Source organism: Urechidicola sp. KH5, from assembly GCF_054661455.1.
This window is the reverse complement of sequence record NZ_BAAFSW010000004.1, coordinates 36,450-62,295: the sequence shown is the minus strand read 5'-3', so window position 1 is coordinate 62,295 and position 25,846 is coordinate 36,450. Positions and strand designations below refer to the sequence as shown.

At 33.9% G+C, this 25,846-nt stretch carries 18 protein-coding genes; 10 read left to right on the top strand and 8 right to left on the bottom strand.

The genetic code is table 11. The features are described 5' to 3' along the window. Positions 1 to 132 precede the first annotated feature (132 nt). On the top strand, positions 133 to 4,137 hold the full coding sequence (locus tag ACYQ5R_RS11275) for an Ig-like domain-containing protein (RefSeq protein ID WP_460191057.1): 4,005 nt from the start codon (positions 133 to 135) through the stop codon (positions 4,135 to 4,137). A gap of 2 nt (positions 4,138 to 4,139) precedes the next feature. Here the strand turns inward: ACYQ5R_RS11275 and ACYQ5R_RS11270 are convergent, their stop codons facing one another. The 5 genes from ACYQ5R_RS11270 to ACYQ5R_RS11250 are packed head-to-tail and all read right to left on the bottom strand — an operon-like array spanning position 4,140 to position 10,774. Next, on the bottom strand, positions 4,140 to 5,597 hold the full coding sequence (locus ACYQ5R_RS11270) for a lipopolysaccharide biosynthesis protein (RefSeq protein ID WP_460191056.1): 1,458 nt from the start codon (positions 5,595 to 5,597) through the stop codon (positions 4,140 to 4,142). Continuing rightward, entirely contained in the window at positions 5,597 to 6,853 is a 1,257-nt protein-coding gene (locus ACYQ5R_RS11265; protein ID WP_460191055.1) for a glycosyltransferase family 4 protein, read from the bottom strand. The genes ACYQ5R_RS11270 and ACYQ5R_RS11265 overlap by 1 nt, the downstream gene beginning before the upstream one ends. Continuing rightward, on the bottom strand, positions 6,850 to 8,037 hold the full coding sequence (locus tag ACYQ5R_RS11260; RefSeq protein ID WP_460191054.1) for a glycosyltransferase family 4 protein: 1,188 nt from the start codon (positions 8,035 to 8,037) through the stop codon (positions 6,850 to 6,852). The genes ACYQ5R_RS11265 and ACYQ5R_RS11260 overlap by 4 nt, the downstream gene beginning before the upstream one ends. A gap of 3 nt (positions 8,038 to 8,040) precedes the next feature. After that, positions 8,041 to 10,464, bottom strand: a complete 2,424-nt coding sequence (locus ACYQ5R_RS11255; RefSeq protein WP_460191053.1) for a YfhO family protein — start codon at positions 10,462 to 10,464, stop codon at positions 8,041 to 8,043. 31 nt (positions 10,465 to 10,495) lie between these two features. Beyond that, complete coding sequence (locus tag ACYQ5R_RS11250) at positions 10,496 to 10,774, bottom strand: DUF4834 family protein (RefSeq protein ID WP_460191052.1); 279 nt, start codon at positions 10,772 to 10,774, stop codon at positions 10,496 to 10,498. 92 nt (positions 10,775 to 10,866) lie between these two features. On the opposite strand from ACYQ5R_RS11250, the gene ACYQ5R_RS11245 reads away from it, so the two are divergent. Genes ACYQ5R_RS11245 through ACYQ5R_RS11215 form a run of 7 tightly spaced genes read left to right on the top strand, consistent with a single transcriptional unit; the run spans position 10,867 to position 17,380 of the window. After that, positions 10,867 to 11,802 (top strand): transporter, encoded by a 936-nt coding sequence (locus ACYQ5R_RS11245; protein ID WP_460191051.1) that lies wholly within the window; start codon positions 10,867 to 10,869, stop codon positions 11,800 to 11,802. Further along, entirely contained in the window at positions 11,799 to 12,917 is a 1,119-nt protein-coding gene (locus tag ACYQ5R_RS11240) for a GNAT family N-acetyltransferase (RefSeq protein WP_460191050.1), read from the top strand. The genes ACYQ5R_RS11245 and ACYQ5R_RS11240 overlap by 4 nt, the downstream gene beginning before the upstream one ends. Before the next feature lies 1 nt (position 12,918). Beyond that, positions 12,919 to 13,626, top strand: a complete 708-nt coding sequence (locus tag ACYQ5R_RS11235) for a 16S rRNA (uracil(1498)-N(3))-methyltransferase (RefSeq protein WP_460191049.1) — start codon at positions 12,919 to 12,921, stop codon at positions 13,624 to 13,626. Then, positions 13,619 to 14,257 carry a DUF4159 domain-containing protein gene (locus tag ACYQ5R_RS11230; protein WP_460191048.1) on the top strand — a complete coding sequence of 213 codons (639 nt, stop codon included), beginning with the start codon at positions 13,619 to 13,621 and terminating at the stop codon, positions 14,255 to 14,257. The genes ACYQ5R_RS11235 and ACYQ5R_RS11230 overlap by 8 nt, the downstream gene beginning before the upstream one ends. Before the next feature lie 48 nt (positions 14,258 to 14,305). After that, positions 14,306 to 15,205, top strand: coding sequence for a bile acid:sodium symporter family protein (locus tag ACYQ5R_RS11225; RefSeq protein WP_460191047.1), 900 nt, complete (start codon positions 14,306 to 14,308; stop codon positions 15,203 to 15,205). After that, positions 15,206 to 16,216, top strand: coding sequence for a lysophospholipid acyltransferase family protein (locus ACYQ5R_RS11220; protein WP_460191046.1), 1,011 nt, complete (start codon positions 15,206 to 15,208; stop codon positions 16,214 to 16,216). Between the two features lie 54 nt (positions 16,217 to 16,270). Then, the gene (locus tag ACYQ5R_RS11215; protein ID WP_460191045.1) at positions 16,271 to 17,380 is read left to right on the top strand and encodes a hypothetical protein; all 1,110 of its coding nucleotides are present in this window, start codon (positions 16,271 to 16,273) and stop codon (positions 17,378 to 17,380) included. A 311-nt stretch (positions 17,381 to 17,691) separates the two neighbouring features. Here the strand turns inward: ACYQ5R_RS11215 and ACYQ5R_RS11210 are convergent, their stop codons facing one another. Beyond that, positions 17,692 to 18,288 (bottom strand): hypothetical protein, encoded by a 597-nt coding sequence (locus ACYQ5R_RS11210; protein WP_460191044.1) that lies wholly within the window; start codon positions 18,286 to 18,288, stop codon positions 17,692 to 17,694. Positions 18,289 to 18,382: 94 nt separating this feature from the next. On the opposite strand from ACYQ5R_RS11210, the gene ACYQ5R_RS11205 reads away from it, so the two are divergent. Together ACYQ5R_RS11205 and ACYQ5R_RS11200 are read left to right on the top strand one after the other, a co-directional pair. Continuing rightward, complete coding sequence (locus tag ACYQ5R_RS11205) at positions 18,383 to 21,505, top strand: PVC-type heme-binding CxxCH protein (RefSeq protein WP_460191043.1); 3,123 nt, start codon at positions 18,383 to 18,385, stop codon at positions 21,503 to 21,505. A 1-nt stretch (position 21,506) separates the two neighbouring features. After that, positions 21,507 to 22,427 carry a ThuA domain-containing protein gene (locus ACYQ5R_RS11200; RefSeq protein ID WP_460191042.1) on the top strand — a complete coding sequence of 307 codons (921 nt, stop codon included), beginning with the start codon at positions 21,507 to 21,509 and terminating at the stop codon, positions 22,425 to 22,427. Here ACYQ5R_RS11200 and ACYQ5R_RS11195 read toward each other — a convergent pair. Further along, positions 22,424 to 25,336, bottom strand: a complete 2,913-nt coding sequence (locus tag ACYQ5R_RS11195) for a glycoside hydrolase family 3 N-terminal domain-containing protein (RefSeq protein WP_460191041.1) — start codon at positions 25,334 to 25,336, stop codon at positions 22,424 to 22,426. The genes ACYQ5R_RS11200 and ACYQ5R_RS11195 overlap by 4 nt on opposite strands. Positions 25,337 to 25,344: 8 nt before the next feature. Continuing rightward, a complete protein-coding gene (locus ACYQ5R_RS11190; protein ID WP_460191040.1) occupies positions 25,345 to 25,842 on the bottom strand; it encodes an ABC transporter ATPase in 498 nt (165 codons plus the stop codon). Between the last annotated feature and the right edge of the window lie 4 nt (positions 25,843 to 25,846).

Here is a 25,846-nt window from a genome sequence, read left to right as displayed (position 1 = left end):
GAAATTAACTCACTGATATTTAAGGTTTAAATTACTAACTAATCAAAAATCAACTTGAGACAATTATACCTCCAATTCTTCGTTCAATTTTAAGTACATTTGTTATGCATCTTACTAATTCTTTTTCAATATATGGGGTATAAGAAAGCTTGGAATTTTTCATTAAATGTAATTTTATTCTTAGGTATTTGTAGCTATGCTCAATCGAATCTTCCTCCGGAAGTAGATGCAACCGGAGATCAACCATTTTGCCCAGGGACATCTATAAATATTGCTGAAACAATTAGTATTACAGATCCTGATGATACGGGAACAGAATCTATGTATATCCAGATTTCTGAAGGATATCAAGCTGGACAAGAAACATTAGTTCTAACTGGTTCTCATCCAAATATCAGTGCTTTGTGGGATGCTGGTACGGGAAAATTAGAGCTGACAAGTGTAACTGGCTTACCAGTGCCATACCCTGAATTTGAAGCTGCAATTGCAGCGGTTCAATACAACACCACAAACCTTAATGCCACAGGAGAGCGCCAATTTTCTATTACATGGGGGTCTGCAAATTATTTACCTTCTACTGAACATTTTTATGAATTTGTTCCTGATTTAGGCATTACGTGGACTGACGCTAGGGATGCAGCAGAATTAAGAACTTATTTTGGCTTACAAGGTTATTTAGCCACACTTACGTCTCAAGAAGAAGCAGATTTATCTGGTGAACAAGCTGAGGGAACTGGTTGGATTGGGGCTAGTGATGCTGCAGTTGAAGGCATATGGCGCTGGGTAACAGGGCCCGAAGCTGGATTGCATTTCTGGACAGGAGTTTTTGGTACAGGAAGTGTTGTACCAGGAGAATTTGAATTTTGGAATTCCAATGAACCAAATAATTTAGGTAATGAAGATTATGCACACATTACAGACCCTTCAGTAGGCAATCCAGATGGTTCTTGGAACGACCTAGCAAATACAGGATCTACAGACCCAAATAGTGCTTACCACCCGCAAGGATATATTGTTGAATATGGTGGAATGCCAGGGGATCCTGATATTAATATCTCAGCTAGTACAAGAATTTTTGTTCCTACAATTACAACAACAACTGTAGATGAAAGATGTGGAATTGGAAGTGTAACACTTGAAGCTACATCTGATGCAGGTGAAATTTTTTGGTTTGACTCTTCTAGTGGAGGTAATTTAGTATTTACAGGAAATACATTTAACACTCCTTCTTTAAACAATACAACCATTTATTATGTAGCGGCCGGTATAACAGGTTGTACAACAGGAGTAAGAACAGCTGTTCAGGCAACCATAAAAGAAATCCCCACAATTGATAGTACCGTGGCTGCTGTAATTTGTCACAATGGTACTGGAACCATAAATGCTACTCCTTCAACTGCAGCTACCGTAAATTGGTATGATGCGCCTAGTGGAGGAATACTTGTTGGAACAGGAAATTCTTTTACCTCACCTACTTTAACAGTAACAACATTTTATTATGCAGAAGCAGAATTAAACGGTTGTTTCAGTACAACTCGAACTGCTGTTGAAATTACAGTACTCTCACCTCCTGCTCCCACAGGAGATGCTCTTCAAAACTATTGTGATATTGAGAACGCGACTATAGCAGATTTAACTACTACAACAGGCATAAATATTGTTTGGTACGACGCTCCTACTGGAGGTACTGCCTATTTAGGCACCGAAGCATTGATAAATGGAAATTTATATTATGCTTCTCAAAATGATGGTACTTGTGAAAGTATTGATAGACTTACGGTAGAAGCTATGATATCAGAAACAGTAGTTGCTACTGTTATTACACCTTATGAATTGTGTGATGACACAACATCGGGAAGTGATACAGATGGTTTTTCTGTTTTTGATTTGACTAGTAAAGAATCAGAATTATTGAATGGTCAAGATCCTACATTATTTACAATACAATACTATACTGATGCTGGCTATACGAATGAAATTTTAACTCCTGCTAGTTTTCAAAATAGTATTATGGGAGGCCAACCTATTTTTGTAAGATTGACCAATAATAATGATAATAGTTGTTATACTGATACATCTTTTGATGTAGTTGTTTTTTCATTACCATCAACAAATACTCCTAATTTATACACTCAGTGTGACGATGCTTCAAACGATGGTATAGCAGCCTTTAATTTATCTTCAGATGATATTAAAGCTGAAATTGCCCCTAATTTCATGGTTGACAATTTAGATTTCACGTATTACAATTCTTTAGTTGATGCCGAAACCCCGGACAACGCAATCCCAAATCCTGAAAGCTATTCAAATCAAACTAGTTTTGTTAATGAGACCGTATGGATTAGAATTGAAAATACAAATGGATGTTATAGAGTAGAAACAATTGAATTAGAAGTTACTCCGTCTAGTGCTGATTTAGTGAACTACAATCCTGCACCATTGTTTCAATGCGATGACGGTGCGGATATTCGTGATGGAATTGCAACTTTTGATATGACTGCCATTCATGATGAAATTAGAGATGTAATTTTCTCAACAATTACTGTTACAGTTCATTTCTACGAAACCCAAATGGATGCTGAATTAGAAAACAATGAAATAGTAGATATCGCCAATCATCAAAATACAAATTCACAAAATGTACAAGACATATGGGTTAGAGTAAAAAGTGATTTAGGGAATACTTGTTTGGGACTAAAAGATTTTCAATCATTATTGAATGTTGAAGCATTACCCTTTGCGAATCCTGTGGTAACTGAAATGAAAGAATGTGATGATGACTTTGATGGACTCTTTTTGTTTGACACCTCAATGGTTGAATCAGAAATTTTGAATGGTCAAGACCCAACAACAGTTTCCATTACTTATTTTGATGCGGTAGGCAATCCATTATTAGATGCAAATGGAACACCTGTTAGCAGTCCATTTACTTCTTTCTACACTTCATCACAAACAATAACATATGTAGTAACTAACAATAATACCAATGATCCTGATGGACCTTGTTCTGATAGTAATACTGTAGAATTTACTGTAGATGTCTTACCAGTGGCAAACCCTCCAATAACCGTTTACATAGAATGTGATGATGAACCTGACCCTATTGATGGAATAACTGTTTTTGATACGAGTACCTTAGAATCAGAAATCTTAAATGGTCAAACAGGATTTAATATATTTTATTACGATGCAAATGGAGATCAGTTAGCTGACAGCAATGGTGCATTAATTTCTCAACCATTCCCTCCAACTTTTAGTACCTCTACTCAAACAATTACTGTTGTTGTTGAAAATCCTGCAAACACAAATTGTCCAGCAACAATAACTGTTGATTTTAAGGTAAATCCTAATCCTATTTTTGATTTGGTAGAAGAAGATATGGTATGTGAAAATCAATTACCACATTTTGTGTCAGTCGAAAATCCTGATCAAGCAGATTATTTATACCAGTGGTTTGATGCAAGCGGTAATCCAATAGCAGGACCAGATGGTACAAGTCAGGTACTTACAATTACAACAGCAGATGATATAACAGAAACTGGAGTATCTTATAGTGTAACTGTTACGAACCCTACAACACTATGTACTACTAGTAAATCAGTTCAATTATGGAAATCTTCGAATGCTACTATTACAGAAGAAGATATCATTAAGGTAGAATTCAGTAGTCCTGAAAATTCAATTGAAATTATAACTGACAATTTAGGAAGTGGTGATTACGAATTTTCTTTAGAGCACCCAACAGATTACAGGTCTTTTCAAGTTGAACCGTTATTTACGAATTTGGTAGGAGGCATTTATACTTTAATTGTTAACGACAAAAATGGATGTGGTCAAACAAGCTTAGAAATTGTTTTATTAGATTATCCTAAATTTTTAACTCCGAATAATGACGGAGCTAATGATACATGGAAATTAGTAGGAATCGAGTCGGCGTCTTTCACTGTTTCACAAATTAATATCTATGATAGATTTGGAAAGTTACTTGCTGTGGTAGATCCTTATGGAGATGGATGGGATGGCTACTATAATGGAGAAGCTTTACCAAGTACAGATTATTGGTTTAGTTTGCAGCTTACGGATTTACAAGGAAATATTAGAACGTACCGAGGTAATTTTAGTTTAATAAGAAGGTAACATTATAGTTTGATAAATTTATTGACCAAAGTTTGAACATCATTAGATATTTTAAGTCTAATAACCAATAGTGAATAGGTCACAGTTATCAGAACACTTTTTACCAATATATTTATTAGTGGTTGCCAAGATAATTCAACAAAATAAAAACCAACACCTACCAATACCATAATTAATAATAAAGCGATTGTTTTATTAGAAAATGGTTGCATTCTTAATTTAGACTGAATGTACAGAATCTTAATGGTGCTAAAAATTAGAACTGTAACCAAAGTAGCTAAAGACGCACCATCAATTCCAAATGCTCTTATAAAATAATGATTCAAAACAATAACCGAAATCGTCATTCCCACAGAGAGGTAGAAGAACATTCTGTAGTATTTTGAGTTGGTAAGAATAGCTCCATTTGTTCCCAACGCTAATTTGTATAATTCGGCCAAAGAAACCATTAATACAATCCAACCACCAACCGCATATTGTGGTTTGTTAATTATGCGATACATATCGGTTAGGTTCAAATTAATCAATAAGAACAATAATCCTCCTACCACCAATAAATTAATTGAACTTTGCTTGTACAATACAGATACCTTATCTAAAGCATTTTCATTTAAATCTTTAGCTGTTAAAGGATGTGTAATTTGATTCATTGCTCTATTAGGTATCGCCACAACAGAAGCAATAAATACACCTACCGCATAATAGGCAACTTCAGCAATAGCCTCAACTTGAGGTATCATAAATTTATCTATTTCTAACAGTATTGTACCTGCAGAGCCCGCCAAAATTAAATAAACTGAATATTGCAGTACCTCCTTAAATCTGGCCGGAAATTGAAACGAAAATTTAGGAGAATAAATATAAAATGCATACAGTTTCATAAGTAATGCTCTCAACACATAAACTACGGTAATCGCATAAACAAATTCATTCGGTGTTAACACATCATAATACAGCGCAATCAACAGAATAGCAGCACAACCTCTGGCAAACATCTCTCGTACAAAGTTTCCAAAAACAGAATTTAACTGCACTTTTGTCCATGCATAATACACTTCAAAATACCCCATACTAATGGCACAAATAAAAATAAGTACCGTATAATTTTTTATTAGTGGATTTTCTTTGGCGAGCCAATTCGAGATTTCTTCATAACACTGGACACCAAAAAAACCTAATGGAATAATCACAACAAGTGGAATAATTAAAGACCAAGTTAGCAACCTATCTCTATCTACTTTATCCGTATAAGAAGAAAAGTATTTTATAACAGAATGCTGCATACCGAAGACAAGTAATGGCATTAATATGTTGGCTGTAGACAAAATAAAAATGATGAGCCCATAATAAGATTCGTCCAGAAAATTAGTGTATAAAAATAAAGCGTTAACCCCACCTATAGTGAAACCTGCAATTAGGATTATAGTATTGATTAAGGACTGTTTAAAAACAATTCCCATTATAGACTTTTTAAAATTGTAGCCATTTGCTCGGTTAATACTTTTCTATGATACTGTTCTATTTGTTTAGGTTCTACCAATAAACTTTGACTTTTAAAGGCTTTGTAATAGTGTAAAAGTACAGTTTTTAATTGATCAATATCATTATAAGAAACAACGGTTCCGGTTTGGGTGTTATTAATAATTTTAGCGGCATCACCATTCTTTGGAGCAAAAGCTAAAATTGGTCTTTTTGAAGTGATATATTCAAATATTTTACCCGTTACAATTCCTTCTGAATCTTCAGTATTTGGTATACATAACAACAATATTTGCGCTTGCCTTTGCAGAGAAACAGCCTTATCATGAGAAACTGCAGCTTTCAACTTTAAGACTTTTTGCAAACCAAAAGATTGAATACTCTCTATTACTTCTTGCGATACCGTACCAGTAAGTTCAATTTGCAAATCTTCGTGATTTATATCCTTTGCAACAATTAAATCATTTAATGACTCCCATAAAATTACTGGATTGCTTTGATGAGGAAAAAGGCCAATGTGAGCAATACTAAACTTATAATTTCTAATCGGACCATCGTCTGCCAATTCTAAATCGAAACCATTGGTTACAACCTTAACTTTATTTGTTTGTGATTGAAATGCCTCTTTCATATGATTACTCACAACGACAACCTTATCTGCTTCTTGTAAAATTTGATTTTCGAGACTCTTAATTCGTTTGAGTGCTTTATCTCCTATTTGCAAATCTTTATTGTAGAATAATTTACTCATTGGATCTCTAAAATCGGCTATCCATTTCACACCAATTGCACGCTTCAATTTTAAACCAATAAGATGCGTACTATGTGGAGGTCCCGTAGATATTATTGCATCTACAGGGTTCTGATTCAGATAGTTCTTTAAAAATTTGACTGAAGGTTTAATCCAAAGTGCTCTTGCATCTGGTATAAAATAATTACCTCTGATATAAGTCATTATTTTCTTTAGAGGAGATTTGCTTTGCCCTATGGTAGCAGTTGCCACTTTCTTACTTTTTAAAAATGAATTAGGTTCTATTATTGACTGTTGAATAATTTCTATACCTTCAGGAATCTCTGCTTTTAAAGTAGCATCCATTAATTCATAAGAAGCATTATACGGGCAATACACAACAGGAGTTATTCCGAACTCCTGAAAATATTTAACAAACTTCAACCATCGCTGAACACCACTGCCGCCAGCAGGAGGCCAATAATATGTAATTATGAGAACTTTCAAGCTTTTAGATTCTGATATAAAGCTACTAAAGTTTCAGAAGTTTTCTCCCAACAAAATTCGTTTTCAATAAATGCTTTACCATTAACTCCCATTTCTTTGCGCAAAATCTCATTGTTATAAAGCGCGATAATCTTTGAAGCAAAGTCTTTTGAATTTTGTTCTTCATGCACCAAACCAGTATTGGTGCGTTCTATTAATTTAGCCTGGGCTATAGCATTACTTACCACTAATGGGCGTTCAAAACTCATATATTGAAACAGTTTATTTGCGTAGGCAACATCATGCTGAATATTTCTTTTTAAAGGAGAAATACAAACATCACTGGCCTTTATATAGCTAGGAAACAATGAAACATTTTGCCAACCTTCGAAACAAACTTCATCTTCCAAATTCAAATTTATTGCTTCAGCTTTCAACACATGATCTGTTGAGTTTTTCCCCACAATAATCAATTGGGCATTTGGTATAGTCTTCAATATTTCTGGCATTGCTGCTATTGCTGTCTGCAACCCTCTTCTTAAACCAGTATCACCTAAATATAAAAGAACGAACTTATCTTTAAACCTATCAATTATTTCATCATCAATAACAGCATTCTTATAAAAGGATTGCTGAACTGTATTGGGCACAAGCCTTATTTTTTCAGGAGAGATACTAGTTCTTTCCACAACCTCTTCTACAAATTCTTGCGAAACAGTAATTACATAATCTGCTGTCTTTATAAACTGCTCCTCTCTTCGCTTCCAAGCCATTGGATTTATAATATACTTTCCTGGAAACTTCTGCAAATGAGGATAAAGTTTCATTATTTCAGGCATGTTATCATGTAAATCTAAAACAATTGGTAACTTTTTTTTACTCACATTAAAAACAGCTTGGGCTATTCTAATATCGTGAATATGAATTGCCTCAATAGCATTAGATTTTAAAAAGTGATTAAGCCTAGGTTGTAAATACCAATGATAAAATGGCACGGTATAAGCAAGTGCCGATAACTTATAAATGAATTTATTCCATTTATAGCGCCTAACATTAAAACCTTTATAGTGCTCTTCTATTGGTTGATCTCCATAATTAAGACAAAACAAATACACATCATGGCCAGCATTTGATAATGCAACAGCTTCATTTTCCACCCTCGGATCAGGCGGAAATGTGTAATCCAATATCATCCCAATATTCATGAGTTATTCTTTTGAAGAACGATTTTCAAATACGCTCCAGCCCACAGGAATTAAAATCAATAATGCAAACGAAATTAAACTAATGGTACTACCAGTCTTTATTACCTGAGGCTCAAATTTAAACACTATTTTATGAGCGCCAGCTGGCACCTCAACACCTCGCAATACATAATTAACCTGGTAAATTTCCGTCAATTCTCCATCAATGTATGCATTCCAACCATAAGGATAATACACCTCTGAAAAAACTGCAAACTGTTTTAAATTAGAATTACTTTTATATTCTAATTGATTCGCTTTATAAGATGTTAGCGAAATAGTAGCTGTTGAATCAATTGCGTATTGATCAGAAAGTTCATTCTTAAATTTTTCTTGAAGTATTGCAGAATTTCGAGTATTCAAACTGTCTAATTGAGTAATCTCTTCATTAGCATTTTCAACAAATTGAAGGTTTCTCACAAACCAAGCATTTCCGTTGGCATTATTGTTTACTTCTAATTGTAATTGCCCTTGCTGATCTGCGCCAATAATATATTTGGTATTCAACATATTCAAAACTTCAGCATTTCCTTTGGCAATATGAAAATCATATAACTCTTGATACCTTCTAGGTTTTGCCGCATGATACCCTCCAATAGAATTATGAAAGTAAGATGTACCGCCATCAACCATTACATTTTTAGAGAAATTTGCAACACGATAATGCGATCTGTCTTTTAAAATCTCCTTATCAATCTCTGAAGCTACAAATGGTTTATTTACTTTTCTAGCCGATTTAAATTTAGAATCATTTACATATCGTTTATCAACTCCCGCTAAATCGTATACTACCAAAACGCCAACAGCCACAATTAATAATACTTCTTTTATCTTTTGTTTTAAATACAACCACATCAATGCTGCCACTAAAACAACCAGCGTTAAAGTTCTAACAGCATCTCCTCTCATCAATGATTTTCTATCGCTAATCAAAGCATCTAAATATCCAGGTAACTGCTCATCTATTTGCTCATCTATTGGGGTTCTAGTAAAACTAAAAAATTCTCCTGCACCAACAACCAACAACAAAGCAAATCCCCCAACTATATAAGTAGCAAATTTTAACGCTCTTAATTTTTTACTCTCATCAATATCTTTCGATAAAAATGCTTTAACTCCGAGAATTGCCATGAGTGGAATTGTTAATTCAGCAATAACTTGAATAGATGAAACGGCTCTAAACTTATTATATAAAGGCACATAATCAATAAAGAAATTAGTGATAAAACCAACGTGGTAACCCCAACTTAATACAATTGAAAACACTGTTGCTGCAACCAACCAAGTCTTATAAGGTCCCTTAACTAAAAAGATCGCTAAAACAAAAAAGAAAATAAATATTGCGCCAATATAAGCTGGAGCTGCAACTATTGGCTGCTCTCCCCAATACATTGATGACAACCTGAAAACATAGTTCACATCATTTGCACTCAACCCTTGGCGCATTGCATCTTGTAAAAAGCTCTGTAACGCACTATCTTCTAATTGTTCTTGGCTTGTACCTCCCATTAAACGAGGTACAAATAGATTTAACGTTTCTAATTGACCATAACTATATTCCGTTATATAATCGTAACTCAAACCGCTAGAGGCCTCCTTTTCTGAACCATCTGGGTTAATCGTCAATTCACTTTTACTTCTCGTACTTTCTTTTGCATATTCCTGAGTAGCCATTAAACTAGTGGCATTCGTACCTAGAGCAAGAATTACTGCAACAATAAGTATGGACATTTGCTTTACAAAAGGCTTAAATTCTTTTGATTTAATAACCTCAACAAGCTTCACTATACCTAATATTAATACTAAGAAAAATAAGTAATAAGTCATTTGTATATGGTTGGCGTGTAACTCTAATGCCATACCAAATGCAGTAAGTAAAAAACCTATTACATACTTATTTTGAAATACCAATAAAATACCAGACAGCACAAGCGGAAAGTATGCAATAGCATGTGCTTTGGCATTATGACCAACCCCTAAAATAATGATAAGATAGGTGGATAAACCAAATCCTAACGCCCCAAGTATTGCTAATTTCCAATCGACTTTCAAGGTCATTAAAAGCACAAAAAAGCTTATAAAATATAGAAATAAATAATCTGCAGGTCGTGGTAAAAATCGTAACAGCTTATCAACTTTCTTAATATAATCATGCGGATAATAAGCACTTACCGAATACGCGGGCATACCACCAAATGTAGCACTCGTCCAATAGGGCTCTTCATCATATTTTTCTCTATGGTCTTTTATCTCCTTAGAAGAACCAATAAATTGTGTGATATCGCTTTGTTGAATTTTTTTGCCTTCGAGAACAGGCGAAAAATAAGCCAAAGAGGCAATTATAAATACCAAAATGGCAACGCCAAATGGCATTAGCTTTTTTAACATTATTAAAAGTGTTTTATGTAATAATCAGGAGTTAATCCACTTCCTCATAATCTACGTATTCTCCAACAGAATCACTAGATGTCTTTTGAGTTCTTGGTTTTTTATCTATAACAGTTTCTCCTACTTTACTATTTTCTGTATAACCAGCTTGTTGTTGCTGTTGTTGTCTCACACGTTCTTCAAACTTAGTTGCTGCCCTCTTTAAAATAATCGGCCCAACATACTTTGCAATTATCTTAACTCCATAATAAACAATCACTAAAATTGCAATAGTTCGCAAAAAACTTGTGATTTCCGCCGTTTGCATCATCCCTAAAAATTTATTTCAAAAATAACAATTTGAATACAACTTAAAACGTTTGCATAGATAAAATCTTATCTTTGACCTATAAAATCAATTCCATGAAAAAGCTTTGGATACTAACCCTAATTCTTTGCACTTCCCTTCCCCATTTTGCACAGTATACCGATATTATTAATTCTAAAAGACCCGGAAATTCAGAAAGCCCCTATAGTGTTGGTACTGATGTTCTTCAAATAGAGGGTGGCGTGTTTTTTGGACAGAGTGACTCTGATGACACTTGGGCCATTGTAGATCCTGTAGGTATTTCAACATTTATTAGATATAGTAAATTTATGGAGCGTTTAGAAGTAAATGCCAATATTACTTATGCGTCAAGTAAGTTACAATTTAACAATATTTTTAAATCTTATAGAAATATCAGTGGAATTAGTGAATTAACGGTTGGAGCGAAATATTTAATTTATCAACAGGAATATGCTGATAAGTCCAAAGAAATTAGGAGTTGGAAGAAGAGAACTGAATTTGATAAGAAAAGACTTATTCCTTCAGTAGCTGCCTATGTTGGTTTGAATACAAACTTTCTGTCAGAAGGTTATAAAATGGAGAAAATAAGTCCTAAAGCGGCTATATTATTACAAAATGATTTTACCGATCGCACCGTAGTACTTACAAATTTAATTGCCGATTATATTGGTACAGAAAGAAGTGTTTATTCTTATATTATTACTTTAACTCACGCTTTAAATATGCAATGGAGTGTTTTTGTTGAGAATCAAGGAGATTTTTATGGATTTAAATCAGAATTCGAATTTGGAGCAGGCGCCGCTTACTTATATTCTCCAGACCTACAATTAGATGTGGCTTTAAGAGGTAATTTTAGTCAAGTAGATTCTGGTTTTACTGCTGGTTTAGGAGCCTCCTATAGATTCGATTGGCATGAAGACCAGATGATTGAAGTAGATGAAAATGGACAAAAAGCGAAGAAGAAAGAAGGTGGATTTTTTTCCAAATTATTTAAAAAGAAGAAAAAATGATCTCACTTAAAGAAATAACCTTTCAAAAAGGAATAAAAGATTTTGTAACCTTTCCTTTTAGATTATATAAAAACAATCAATATTGGGTTCCTCCAATAATTTCTGAAGAAATTTCAAATTTTGATCCGACCAAGAATCCTGTCTTTAAGCATGCTTCTGCACAATATTTTATCGCCTACAAAAACAATGAACCGGTTGGCAGAGTTGCTGCTATTATAAATAAAAAAGAAACCGAAGAGCAAGGGTTTAAAAAAATGCGATTTGGTTGGTTTGATGTTATTGACGATATAGAAGTAACACAGGTTTTAATTAATAAAGTTGCGGAAATTGGTAAAGCGAATAACCTTGAATTTATGGAAGGACCTGTAGGTTTTTCAAATTTAGACAAGGTTGGTGTTTTAACTGAAGGTTTTGATTATAGAGGAACTATGATTACCTGGTATAATCACCCATATTATAAAACCCATTTTAAACAATTAGGGTTTTACGTAGGGAAACAATATCGAGAACATATTACCTTATTTAAAAATGTACCTGTAGATAAGTTAAGTAGAATGAATAAAATGATTTCTTCACGCTATAATTTAACTACGCTAAACTTTACCAAAACGTCGCAAATCATGCCGCATGTTGATGAAATGTTTGATTTATTTAATGAATCTTATTCAGAACTTGCTTCATTTGTACCGATTTCTAATGATCAAAAAGCCTACTTCAAAAAGAAGTTTATTGGGTTTATCAATCCTGAGTTTATCAAATTTGTAGTAGATAAAGATCATAAAATAGTAGCATTTGCAATTACATTACCTTCATTCTCCAAAGCACTTCAAAAAGCCAAAGGAAAGTTGTGGCCTTTTGGGGTATTTCATCTTTTAAGAGCAAAGAAAAAAAACGAAGATGTTATTTTATACCTTATCGGAGTGCACCCGACCTATAGAAATAAAGGAGTAACTGCTCTGATTATGCATGCCTATGCCACCACCTACAAAGATTTTGGAATTAAAAGAATGATTCGAACTCCTGAATTAGAAGAAAATGAAACTGCGAGAAGAATCTGGAAAGATTATCAAGATTTAAACCATAAGAGAAGATGTACCTTTAAAAAGGATTTATAACATGCAACTTTTTTATTCAGCAGACATACAAACTAATGATACAAGTTTTGTTTTTGATAAAATTGAAAGCAGACACATTGTTCGAGTTCTAAGAAAAAAAACAGGAGACCTTCTACAAATCACGAATGGAAAAGGATTTTTATTTGAAGCAGAAATAAGCATAGCCAACGACAAAAATTGTGTAGTAAAAATTGTAAAACAAAAAGAAATTAAAAATCCTTGGAGTCATAAATTGCACATTGCCATTGCACCAACTAAGAACAACGATCGATTCGAGTGGTTTTTGGAAAAGGCAACAGAAATTGGCATAGATGAAATAACACCAATAATTTGTGACCACAGTGAGCGTAAAATTGTTAAAATGGAGCGTTTGGAGAAAGTGTTAGTTTCTGCAATGAAACAATCTTTAAAGTTTAGATTACCTCAATTAAATGAACCCAGAAAATTAAAAGAATTTCTAAAGGACGCTAATGCAGATTTAAAATGTATAGCGCATTGCGAACCTACAGATAAAAAGTCTTTAAAGAATGTACTTAATAAAAAGGAATCAATTCTTTTATTAATTGGTCCTGAAGGTGATTTTTCAACAGATGAAATAAATCTAGCAAAAAAAACTAATTTTATTCCTATAACTCTTGGTGAAAGCAGATTAAGAACAGAAACTGCTGGTATTGTAGCTACGCAAAGTGTGGCCTTTTTTAATGAATAGATTTTTCTACATATTCGTTTTATTTTTTACAATTGGGAATGCCCAAGAAGTAGCAATTTTAAAATATGACGGTGGTGGTGATTGGTACTCAAACCCTACAGCTGTTCCTAATCTCATTACATTTTGCAATCAAAATATTCAAACTAAAATTTCTAAAAAACCCTTTACGGTAGAAGCCAATAGCATTGAAATAATGCAATATCCAATTGTATTTATTACAGGACATGGCAATATATATCTTGATCCAGCTGCATCAGAGAATCTTCGAAATTATCTAGTTTCTGGAGGGTTTATTCATATCTCAGATAATTATGGCTTAGACCCTTATATCAGAAGAGAATTTAAGAAAGTATTTCCAGAGTTAGAATTTCAAGAAATTCCTTATAACCACCCTATTTACCATCAATCTTATCAATTTAAAAATGGAATTCCAAAAATTCATGAACACGACGGTAAAGCACCACAAGCCTTTGGATTGTTCTATGAAGGAAGACTTATTTGCTTTTATGACTTCGAAACAGATTTAAGCGATGGTTGGGAAGATGAGGCTGTGCACAACAATCCAGAATCTGTGCGTAATAAAGCTTTACAAATGGGTGCTAATATTATTCAATTCGCTTTTAGTGAGTAGCTTATAGTTTTAAAAAAATCCACTATCTTTCAATTTAAATTTAGTTGTATGACAAACGATATAGATGCGCTTAAAATAAATTTTGATGAAAACGGATTATGGATTTTAAATATAGCTTTGGCCATAATTATGTTTGGCGTGGCTATTGGCATCACAATCGAAGACTTTAGAAGACTTATTAAATTTCCTAGAATATTATTTACAGGAATTGTTTCGCAATTTATTCTATTTCCTGCCTTAACATTTTTGTTTGTTGTTGCTATTAAACCCAACCCTAGCATAGCCCTAGGTATGTTTATGGTCGCTGCTTGTCCCGGAGGTAATATTTCTAATTTTATGACACAGATGGCAAAAGGTAATGCCGCCTTATCTGTAAGTATGACAGCGTTTGCCACATTAATGTCTATAATATTAACGCCTTTAAACTTTCAAGTTTGGAGTAGCCTATATGAACCAACAGGAGAAATTTTAAAAACCGTAGAGTTAAACTGGTTTAAATTGGTAAAGCTAGTAATTCTAATATTAGGTATTCCACTAATATTAGGCATGTTATTCAGACATAAAAAACCTGAATTAGCAGTTAAGGTTATGAAACTTTTAAAACCATTTTCAATAATAGTTTTCTTAGTGCTAATTGTTTTGGCATTTTCAAAAAATATTGATGTCTTTATGAGTCATATCAAATTTGTGTTTTTAATTGTGGTTGCACACAATCTTATGGGGTATGTTCTTGGGTATTACTTTTCTAAATCCATGAGACTTAACAAAGCCAATCAACGCACTATTAGTATAGAAACAGGTATTCAAAATGCTGGCTTGGGGTTATTGTTAGTTTTTACTTTCTTTCCTGGTTTAGGTGGCATGAAACTATTAGTCGCTTTTTGGGCAGTATGGGATATACTTTCTGGCTTATTGCTGGCTACCTATTGGTCTCGTAAAAAAATATAAATGCAACGCATCTGGTATCTTTTTGTAAAAGTATATATAAAACTTGGCCTGTACGCTTACTATAAAAACATTTCTGTAGTTGGTACAGAGCACATACCAAAACAAGGTGCAGTACTTTTTGTTTGTAACCATCAAAATGCATTAATAGATCCGTTACTTCTTGCGACACATACTAAAAGAAGTTTACATTTCTTAACAAGAGCAGGAGTCTTTGGAAATGCCTTTTTGAATAAATTATTTTCAAGTTTGCAAATGCTTCCAATTTATAGGGTGCGCGATGGTTGGCAATCCTTGGCAAAAAATCAGGCAATCTTTGATAAATGTTATAACATTCTAGCGGAAGAAAAATCATTACTTATTTTTCCAGAGGGGAGTCACAACATTATAAGACGAGTTCGCCCGTTAAGCAAAGGGTTCACAAGAATTGTATTTGGCACTTTAGAAAAACATCCTGAATTACAACTTCAAATTGTCCCTGTCGGCATGAATTTTAGTTCGGTATCTGAACACCCGTCCAAGGTTGGAATTTATTTTGGGGCACCAATTTTAGCAAACAATTATTTAAATAAGTCCAATTTTGATGCAACAAAAGATTTAAAAGAAGAAGTGCATACAGCCATGTCTCTCTTAACAACCCATATTGAAGGCTCTCAAAAACACTACGATATTGTAATTGAATCTCTAACTTCAAAGGGAGTTGACTTCTCAAAACCGTTTACAAATTTTGAAATAGTCAAGATAAAGAAAAACTCAAAAAGCAAGTTTAACCTCATCCATTTATTATTTAAAATACTATTTGCCTTACCATGGTTTATTTGGAATAGAGTTCAATTAAAAATTTTAGAAATTGAATTTAAGAGCACCTTCAGATTTGCTTTAGGCATCACAATTTTCCCTATATGGATCTTATTGAGCTTTGTAGTAATCAATTCAATTATGGGTGTCATTCCAGCAACAATTGTTTCATTAATTTTTATTATAATCGGACTTTTAAATTCGAAAAGATCATAAACAAAAAGTCTTCATTTTTTCTTAAATTTGTGTAAATAGCAATAAAGATTAACGATGAAAAAGATTGTATTACTTCTTAGCCTAATAATTTTTAGCTCCATTGTATTTGCCCAAGACACAACAACGGTTACTGCTAAAAATAGCGATATAAGTGACAATCTAGATTTACAGGCAGTTGCAGCAGTATTTGGAGAATCGAAAGATTTAGAAGATTTCGAAAAAAAATTAAACGATCCAGAAACACAGCTTTCAAATTTAGATTTAAATGAAGACGGTGAAGTAGATTATATTCGAGTAGTTGACAATTCTAAGGGAAATACTAAAACCGTTACATTACAGGTTGTTATAGGTAAAGATCAATATCAAGATGTTGCCGTAATTGATGTTGTTAAAGACAAAAGTGGAGATACACAGATTCAAGTTGTAGGAGACGTTTATATGTATGGACCCAACTATATTATAGAACCTGTATACGTAGCTCCACCAGTTATTTTTACTTGGTTTTGGGTTAGTTACCGCTTTTGGGTGTCGCCCTATTATTGGGGGTTCTATCCTCCATATTATAGACCATGGAGACCTTACCCACCTCATATCTATCGTAGCAATGTGTCTGTAAATATCAACATAAACAGAAATAATTATAATTATGTAGATAGACGCAGAAGTAATGATGCCGTAAGAATTCAGGATAGTAATAGAAGAAATGATTACGCCAAAGCAAATAGAGATAAATCTTTTGAAAATAGAAATAAGGGCGTTTCTAATAGAGCTGATTTAGACAGAAAACGACCAAGTACAGGTAATCGTCCTTCAACTAGACCTAGTGCCGGAAATAATACAAGTAATAAACCTTCAACAAGACCAAGTACTTCAGATAAAAGCAGACCGAGCACACGACCAAATGCAAGGCCAAGTACAGGTAAAAAAGTGAACCCAAATTGGCAACCTTCTACTAGACAAAGAAGTCATACCACTCCATCTACGAGACCCGCTACAAGACCCTCAACGAGTCCGTCTAATAGGCCTTCAACTAGGCCTAAAACGAATCCTTCTAAAAATTCATCTCATACCAGACCACAGCCATCACAATCAAGAAATTACAATAGACCTACCCATACCAGACGGTCTACAACACCGAGAGTTGGAGGTAGACGAGGGTTTTAATATTTCAATTAATTCTGTTAAAATAAGTATTTAGAAAAATTTAAAGATCCTCATTAGAAAATTTAACCTATTTATTAGAATCCTTACATTTATTAGAACCTTTGAGAATAAAACTATAAATATACCAAAAGTACTATATCAGATACAGTATATTATCTCTATTCCAGGTCAAAGAGTAACGATTGTATAAGATGTTACAAGGGAAATAGATTATACTATGGATAAAAAAAGAAAGAGTGTTCTTTTAAAGTGTTTTCTCAGCCATTAAGCCATTACTTAAAAATGAATGTAGCAGTTAAACAGGCTTTTTATTAAGGTCTCCATTTAACCCATAAAACAACCACTAAACTCGTTGCAACAATGGAACCTCTTCCTCTAACATTTATGTATTCCCCAGCAGAAAAATCTATATTAGTTGTCGTTTCCGAATATTGTGCTGTCCCATTCGAAATATTAAAGCTATAGGCAGACGAGGTGGTAGTGCCTGATCTTAGTCTAATCTCGACCTCTTTATTAGCGCTAACATTTGAGGATGCTCTTGCAGTAATAGCTACAATGGTTCCATCAAAAGGCATTAAATAACCTGTATCATTTGCTCTAGAGCCACCCATATCTAGTCGTTCGTTATCTATATTTCCGTTTCTTCCATATTGCAAAGCAACACCTCCAGCTGTTAGCCACGCTGTTCTTCCCGCATCGTACATATACAATTGATCATCTATTACTGTTACTTGTCCTGTTGCCGTACCTACAGGGGCTACTTTGGGTTCAAGACCTAAAGAAGGCTCTGTGGCTGTAATACTTGCTATATCTAAATCTGCTTCCGGATTAATTTTACCTATTCCAACTTGAGCTTCAGTTGAAACAGAAAAACAAATAAAGAAAATAAGGGGGATTATTCTATTCATTTAAGTAATTTGAAGTTCCATAAAAATAAATAATTATAACATAAGTATAAAGAATATTATAATTTATATTTGTTAACAGTCTTAAACTACCCCTATGACCTTACTAAAAAAACTCTGTTCTTTTACTTTTTTATTAATTATTTTTTTTAGTTGTAAAAAAGAGAAACCACTAATCTCAGTTCAAAAAAATCAACACATTGCACTTATAGGAAATAACTTAGCTTCACGAATGACTAATTACGGTTATTTTGAAACAGAACTCCATTTAAAATTTCCAGACAGCTTATTGTATATAAGAAATATGGCAGATGGAGGGAATACTCCTGGTTTCAGGCCACACTCTGGAAGAAATACCCCTTGGGCTTTTGAAGGTGCAAAAAAATTCAATCCAGATGTTTCAAAAAAATCTAATAGTAAAGGATTTTTAGAATATCCTGACGAATGGTTGAGTAAGCATAAAACAGATGTTATTCTTGCTTTTTTTGGAGCTAATCAATCTTTTAAAGGAGATGAAAATATTGAACTATTTAAAGAAGAATTACAAACGTTTGTAGACCACACTTTAAAGCAAAATTACAACGGTTTAACACCACCACAATTAGTACTTATTTCACCTACCGCTTTTGAAGATATTTCTGCAGTTATTGATGTTCCAAATGGAATTGAAGAAAATGAAAATATAGCCAAATACACAAAAGCTATGAAAGAAATAGCTCAATTAAACAATATCTCTTTTGTAAATGTATTTGAAGCTTCTAAAAGTTGGTATGGCAAACAACCATCTACAATCGATGGTTTTCAACTTAATGACAGAGGTTACAAAAAATTAAGCTCCTTTTTAGCGAATATTCTTTGCGGGCAATCGAACGTTGATCGTACAAATGAAAAACAAATTAAAAAGGCTGTTAACGAAAAAAACTGGATGTGGTTAAATGACTATAAAATCCCGAATGGAGTTCACGTTTTTGGAAGAAGGTATGACCCATTCGGCCCAGAAAACTACCCCTTCGAATTAAAAAAGATTCGTGAAATGACAGCAATTCGCGATACTGCCATTTGGAGTGCAGCTAAAGGGATGGAATATGATATTAAATTAGCAGATACTAAAACATCAAAGCTTCCTATTGTTGAGTCCAATTATACGCCTGGTGATTATGGTCGTGGTGGAGAATATTTATACGGTCAAGATGCCATTGATAAATTTGAGGTTGCCGATGGCTATGAAGTTTCACTTTTTGCTTCAGAAAGAGAGTTTGAAGAATTGGCCAATCCTGTTCAGGTTTCTTTTGACAATAAAGGACGCCTGTGGGTTGCTGTAATGCCTTCTTATCCTCATTATAAACCTGGAGATTCAAAACCAAATGATAAAATCTTAATCATAGAAGATACAAACAATGACGGTAAAGGAGACAAATGCATTACATGGGCAGATAAATTGCATTTACCTATTGGTTTTGAATTAACTCCAGAAGGAGTTTATGTGAGTCAAGGCACCAATTTAATACTCTTAAAAGATACCGATGGAGATGACAAAGCCGATAGTAAAGAAGTTATTTTCTCTGGATTTGATGATCACGATACGCATCATGCCATTAGTGCATTTACTGCAGATCCATCTGGAGCCATCATCATGGCAGAAGGGGTGTTTCTGCACACAAATGTTGAAACAGCCTACGGACCAGTTAGAGCAGCCAATGGAGGGTTTTACAGATACACCCCATTGAGAAGACATCTAGAAAGAACCGCCCAAATGGGAATTCCAAACCCCTGGGGAATTGCATTTGACAAATGGGGTCAAGATTTTTATTTGACAACTTCTGGTCCTGCTTTGCATTGGATGCTACCAAGTGAAGTTGAGATGAATTACGCAATTCAAAACCCTAAGTCAAAAGATTTAATTCCTGAAGATAATAAAGTAAGACCTACTTCAGGATTAGAAATTGTATCGAGTAGACATTTTCCTGATGAAGTACAGGGCGATATTATTTTAGGAAATGCAATTGGATTTCTAGGAATCAAACAACACCAAATCACAGATGGTGGAACTGGGTATAACACCAAACACCGTCAAGATTTGATTTTTAGTAACGATGGAAATTTCAGACCTGTTGACCTGGAATTTGCTCCTGATGGAAGTTTGTATTTTATTGATTGGCACAACATGTTAATTGGGCACATGCAACACAATGCTCGCGATCCATATAGAGACCATGCACACGGTAGAGTATACAGAATTACGTATCCGAGTAAACCATTACTTCCAGTTATTGATTTTACCAAACTTACACTAGAAGAAACTTTAGAAACATTAAAACTTCCAGAAAATAGAACACGTTATAGAGCACGCAGAGTTTTGAGGGGTTATGATAAAAAAGAGTTACTTCCAGCTTTAAAAACTTGGATAATAAACCTTGATAAAAGCGATACAGAATATGAACATCAATTATTAGAAGCACTTTGGGTTAGTTGGGGAGTAAATAGTATTGACAAAAAATTGTTAAGCGAGTTACTAAATGCTAATGACTTTCGAGTTAGAGCAGCCGCCGTAAGAGCGATTAGACATAATACACATCAAATAGAGAATCATTTTGAGTTATTAAAAAAAGTGGCAAACGATTCTGAAGGCAGAGTGCGTTTAGAAGCAATTGTTGCCGCATCATATCTAGATGAATCAGCTGGATTAGAAATACTGGAAATTGCTCAAAATCATCCTATTGATAGTTGGATAAGACCGAGTTTAAATGCTGCCAAAAGGCACTTAACTGGAGTCAAAAAAGAAAACGAAGAAACATTTATATACCCGAAACATTTAACCAAAGAGCTTGAACCAATATTTAAGAAAGGTAAAGAGATTTATGAACGAGAAGGATTTTGTGGCACATGTCATCAACCTAACGGTAAAGGATTAGATGCATCTGGATTTCCTCCTTTAGCGTACAGCGATTGGGTTCTAGAAGATGATGAACGCCTGATAAAATTAACCCTAAAAGGATTACAAGGTCCAATTACAGTGTTGGGTAAAGAATATCCTGGTTTGGTGCCAATGACACCTTTTGAAGGGATGCTAAAAGACGATGAAGTAGCAGCTGTTTTAACCTACATTAGAAATGATTTTGGTAATAAAGGCTCAAAAATAACACCACAACAGGTAAAAGATATTCGTGCTAAAATAATGGATAAAAAGACATTTTACACAGTTAAAGAACTCAATCAATAAGATGAAAAATATAATTTATTTTATAGCTGTAATTTGCATGTTTTCTTGCACAGTTACTCCTGAAGAAAAACCACATATAGTGTTTGTAACTGGTGATGAAGAATATCGCTCTGAAGAATCAATGCCAATGTTGGCCGCTATAGCAGAAAGAGAATTGAATGCAAAAGTAACTGTCTGTTATGCACTTGATTCCTTAGGTTTTATCGATCCAAATAGGTCTGATCATATCGCTGGCTTAGAAGCTCTAAAAACCGCAGATGCCATGGTGCTATTTACTCGATTTAGAGCATTACCAACTAATGAATTAAAGTGCATAACTGATTTTGCAGAAAGTGGTAAACCAATGATTGGTTTTAGAACTAGTACTCATGCCTTTAGATACAAAGTTGATTCATTAAAATACATGAATCAGAAATGGCCAAAAGAAGTTTTCGGGCAACATTGGATTTCGCATCATGGGCATTATGATGATGGGGATAACCCGTTAACCAAAGTTGAAATAATAAATAGCAATCATCCGATAGCAAAAGGAGTTTCGAATTTTGAAGCCTACTCTTGGTTATACCATGTAGACGGTGGTAAACATAAATTATTTGGAGATAGCGCGCCTTTTATAAATGGAAAAGCAATTCGTTCAAAACACGAAGAAAACAATCGTTTAGACCGTTTTCCATTAACAAATCCTATCGCATGGACAAAAACATATACTGGATCTAGTGGCAAAACATCTAAAATATTTTTCACAACCTTAGGACATCCCTATGATTGGAAAAATGAAAACATGAGAAGACTAGCTCTCAACAGTTTATACTGGGCTTTAGATAAAGAAATTCCTGAAAATTTAAATGTAGATTTCGTTTCAGATTACAATCCGAACAATTCAGGATTTGGCAAAAAATATAAGCAAGGAATCAAGCCTTAATCTATAATGGCCTCCTGAACCAATCGTTGCACTTCTGTGCGTATATTTTCTTCTCCAAGTTTATTATTATCCATAGTAGGATATACGCGATTGGACAAAAACACATAAACAATTTCTGTTTCTGGGTCTGCCCAAGCAAATGTGCCTGTAAAACCACTGTGACCAAAACTTTTATCACTCATACAGCCGCACGTATTTTCTACATCAGGGTCCAACTGTGGCTTGTCAAATCCCAAACCTCTTCGAACCTTATCATCTAAAAAATGACGTTTGTTAAAAGTATCAATAGTTTCTGCTTTTAGCAATCGTTCTCCTCCATAGAATCCTCTCTGTAAATAAAACTGCATCATCTTAGCAACGTCATTAGAATTTCCGAACAAACCTGCATTACCATTTACACCGCTAAACATGGCAGCACCCATATCATGAACATATCCCTGAAGTGTATCCATTCTGTAATAATTATCTACCTCAGAAGGTACAATTCGTTCTTTTGGATACTTAGACAAAGGATTATACATCAATGTTGAAGCTCCGACTGGATTATAGAAATAGGCATAATTTAAAACATCCATTTCATTGCGATAGATCTTTTTAAAATACTGCTTAAATAAATAAAAGATAAGGCCGCTATACTTATAATTTTGTCTTTCTAACAAATCTGAATCTATAATTCGTTTATAAATAGTATCTGTATAAGAATCTTTTAAATACATGTCTTTCGCAACATGGATATTAAACTCTTTAGAAGGTTCTCTTCTATACAAAAAAGCATCAGGTAACATAGAAACACTATCCATAGTTTCTACATAATAAGGAATCCATGCTTGCATTCTACCATAATGCGATAACGCCTCTTTAAGTGTAATATCCTCTTTATTTGAGTCTCTTGTATAAGGCATAATCTCACCAAGGGTAGACTCTAGAGTATAGTCGCCTTCTTCGTAACCCTTCATTATTAATGGAAGGCCTCCTAAAATTTTTGTAACTGAAGCTAAATCGTAAAGATCGGTTAGTTTAACGGCTTTTTTTTTTGCATAGGTGTGATAACCATAAGCCTTATGATATACCACTTTGCCATGACGCGCCACCAATATCTGCCCACCAGGTGCCATTTCTTCATCTATTACTACCTTGAATACAGAATCTATTTTTTCTAGTTTTTCTGTACTCATATTTACAGATTCAGGAATATCGTATCCCAAGCGCAATAATTCACCAGAAAACAGTCCATCTCCTGCTTTAAAATGCTCATTAATACTAACTGGTATACGACCTTTAGCACTTAAAGCTCCAAACAACATTTGAGCGGCAATTTCTTGAGACGTATTACTATTTTGGTAAGAGAGTAAAAGCCCTTCTAAATGCTTAACTTCTTGGATTTGTAATAAGCTATATGGACTAGCAAAAACATTTAAGATTGTTTTATTTTTCTTCGCAATAGCTTCGATCCATTGCAATTCAAGATTTGAGAATTTAAAACTTTTCCAAGGATTAATATTGCTTTTGTGATAACCAAGAATTACCAAGTTAAAATCTTTTAACTGTTGCTGAATTTCTTGAATTGAATTACCAGAAACAACCTTAACATCTGCATACTTTTGTAATGTTTCTAAGTAGGTATCATTATCCGCATCTCCTAATTTAACATAGGCTATTTTTTGCTTATCTAATTCTTTAATAGGAAGAATTTCATCTTCATTTCGCAACAATGTTTGTGATGCCTCAACCAATCTTCTAAAAAGAACTTCGTCTTCTTTGGTATTTACATCCTGCAATAAGTTCTCAATTTTTATTGGCTCATATTGATGTAACCCAACCCAATATTTGGTTTTTAAGATTTTACGCACACTGTAATCCAATCGATCCATTGTCAATTCGCCAGTTTCTAATGCTTCTTTAAATCTTTTGAAAGAACCAGGTACATCTAAGGGAACATCCAGCAAATCATTTCCTGCCAAAATTGCTCCTAAATTTACATCTGCAGATGAAGCAAAGTTAGCCGAGGCTTTCATATTTAAGGCATCAGAAATTACAATGCCTTTAAAACCCATTTCTTCTTTCAATAACCCTGTTACAATATTTTTAGATAAAGAAGAAGGCAAATCAGCATTCGGTTCTAAACTTGGTATACCCAAATGCGCCACCATAACACCAGTTATTCCATCTTGAATTAAGGCTCTATAGGGTGCCAATTCAATAGAGTCTAATCGCTCTTTTGTAAAGTCTAATTGTGGTAAAGAATAATGCGAATCTGTTGCGGTATCACCATGCCCAGGGAAATGCTTAGCACTGGCAATTACTCTTTTGCTCTGCATACCTCTAGTAAAAGCTATAGCTTTCTCAGTCACATTTTCAGGATCTTCTCCAAAAGATCTATTCCCTATAATCGGATTTTTAGGATTTATATTCACATCAACTACAGGAGCAAAATTCATATGAATACCCATACGATTGCAATGTTCTCCCAATTGTTCTCCGAATGAAGTAATCAATTCATTTTCTTCTACTGCACCTAAAGTCATGTTCCATGGATATCTAAATGTCTTTTTCAATCGCATGTTCAAGCCCCATTCGCCATCTATACCAATTAACATAGGTACTTTTGACAATGCCTGGTATGTATTGGTAAGTTCAGCTTGCTTTATGGGTTGATCTTGAAAAAAGATCAGCGCTCCTAAATGGTATTTTTCAATAAGTTCGCTAATCTCTTTTTCATGAGAGTCGTCTCTATTTGAGTAAGCCGCAACCATAAACAATTGCCCTATTTTTTGATCGACACTCAAGGTTTCCATAATACTATCAACCCATTTTTCTTGAGCTTCAACATCTTCTGTTAATAGTGGATCTCGTTGTGCGAAAAGCATGTTCGTGTATAGAACAGCTACTATCAAAAGCAATTGTTTCATATATCTATTTATGATTTTACTGTATTAAAGAATCTATTATGCCAACTTTTACTTGCTGGAATTTGCCAATTAGATTCCAACTCTTGTTTACTATTTATTAAATTGTTGAACACAATGGTATCTGAAGAAATTTTACCTTCTTTTACAAATTGTTGAAATTGCAACATACTTAAAGTATTTACATTATCGCCAACCTTAAAAGCAATGGCCATTTTATTCATAAGGTCAACATTCAAAACCTGCTCTAACTCCTGCAATTTATGAACAGATGAATCAATTGAACAGCCAGAAACATTGTTATAACTTTCATCAACACCCAAAATAATAAATTGGTTATGCAAAATTTTAAAGGATGCCTTTAAAGGCTCGCCGTGACGTTTCCAATCATTTACAAATATCTCCAAGCTCTCTTCAATACTTCTAACCTCTTGTTCATTTAACTCCCTTGCTGCTTGGTAAACCCAAACGCGTGCATTATTAGGAAGCAAATCAAATGATACTAACATAAAC

What these genes read in the sequence shown, in the direction of transcription:
- ACYQ5R_RS11275 (WP_460191057.1), top strand. Translation starts at nt 133, where the DNA reads ATGGGGTATAAGAAAGCTTGGAATTTTTCATTAAATGTAATTTTATTC.
- ACYQ5R_RS11270 (WP_460191056.1), bottom strand. Translation starts at nt 5,597, where the DNA reads ATGGGAATTGTTTTTAAACAGTCCTTAATCAATACTATAATCCTAATT.
- ACYQ5R_RS11260 (WP_460191054.1), bottom strand. Translation starts at nt 8,037, where the DNA reads ATGAATATTGGGATGATATTGGATTACACATTTCCGCCTGATCCGAGG.
- ACYQ5R_RS11255 (WP_460191053.1), bottom strand. Translation starts at nt 10,464, where the DNA reads ATGTTAAAAAAGCTAATGCCATTTGGCGTTGCCATTTTGGTATTTATA.
- ACYQ5R_RS11250 (WP_460191052.1), bottom strand. Translation starts at nt 10,774, where the DNA reads ATGATGCAAACGGCGGAAATCACAAGTTTTTTGCGAACTATTGCAATT.
- ACYQ5R_RS11245 (WP_460191051.1), top strand. Translation starts at nt 10,867, where the DNA reads ATGAAAAAGCTTTGGATACTAACCCTAATTCTTTGCACTTCCCTTCCC.
- ACYQ5R_RS11240 (WP_460191050.1), top strand. Translation starts at nt 11,799, where the DNA reads ATGATCTCACTTAAAGAAATAACCTTTCAAAAAGGAATAAAAGATTTT.
- ACYQ5R_RS11235 (WP_460191049.1), top strand. Translation starts at nt 12,919, where the DNA reads ATGCAACTTTTTTATTCAGCAGACATACAAACTAATGATACAAGTTTT.
- ACYQ5R_RS11230 (WP_460191048.1), top strand. Translation starts at nt 13,619, where the DNA reads ATGAATAGATTTTTCTACATATTCGTTTTATTTTTTACAATTGGGAAT.
- ACYQ5R_RS11225 (WP_460191047.1), top strand. Translation starts at nt 14,306, where the DNA reads ATGACAAACGATATAGATGCGCTTAAAATAAATTTTGATGAAAACGGA.
- ACYQ5R_RS11220 (WP_460191046.1), top strand. Translation starts at nt 15,206, where the DNA reads ATGCAACGCATCTGGTATCTTTTTGTAAAAGTATATATAAAACTTGGC.
- ACYQ5R_RS11215 (WP_460191045.1), top strand. Translation starts at nt 16,271, where the DNA reads ATGAAAAAGATTGTATTACTTCTTAGCCTAATAATTTTTAGCTCCATT.
- ACYQ5R_RS11210 (WP_460191044.1), bottom strand. Translation starts at nt 18,288, where the DNA reads ATGAATAGAATAATCCCCCTTATTTTCTTTATTTGTTTTTCTGTTTCA.
- ACYQ5R_RS11205 (WP_460191043.1), top strand. Translation starts at nt 18,383, where the DNA reads ATGACCTTACTAAAAAAACTCTGTTCTTTTACTTTTTTATTAATTATT.
- ACYQ5R_RS11200 (WP_460191042.1), top strand. Translation starts at nt 21,507, where the DNA reads ATGAAAAATATAATTTATTTTATAGCTGTAATTTGCATGTTTTCTTGC.
- ACYQ5R_RS11195 (WP_460191041.1), bottom strand. Translation starts at nt 25,336, where the DNA reads ATGAAACAATTGCTTTTGATAGTAGCTGTTCTATACACGAACATGCTT.
- ACYQ5R_RS11190 (WP_460191040.1), bottom strand. Translation starts at nt 25,842, where the DNA reads ATGTTAGTATCATTTGATTTGCTTCCTAATAATGCACGCGTTTGGGTT.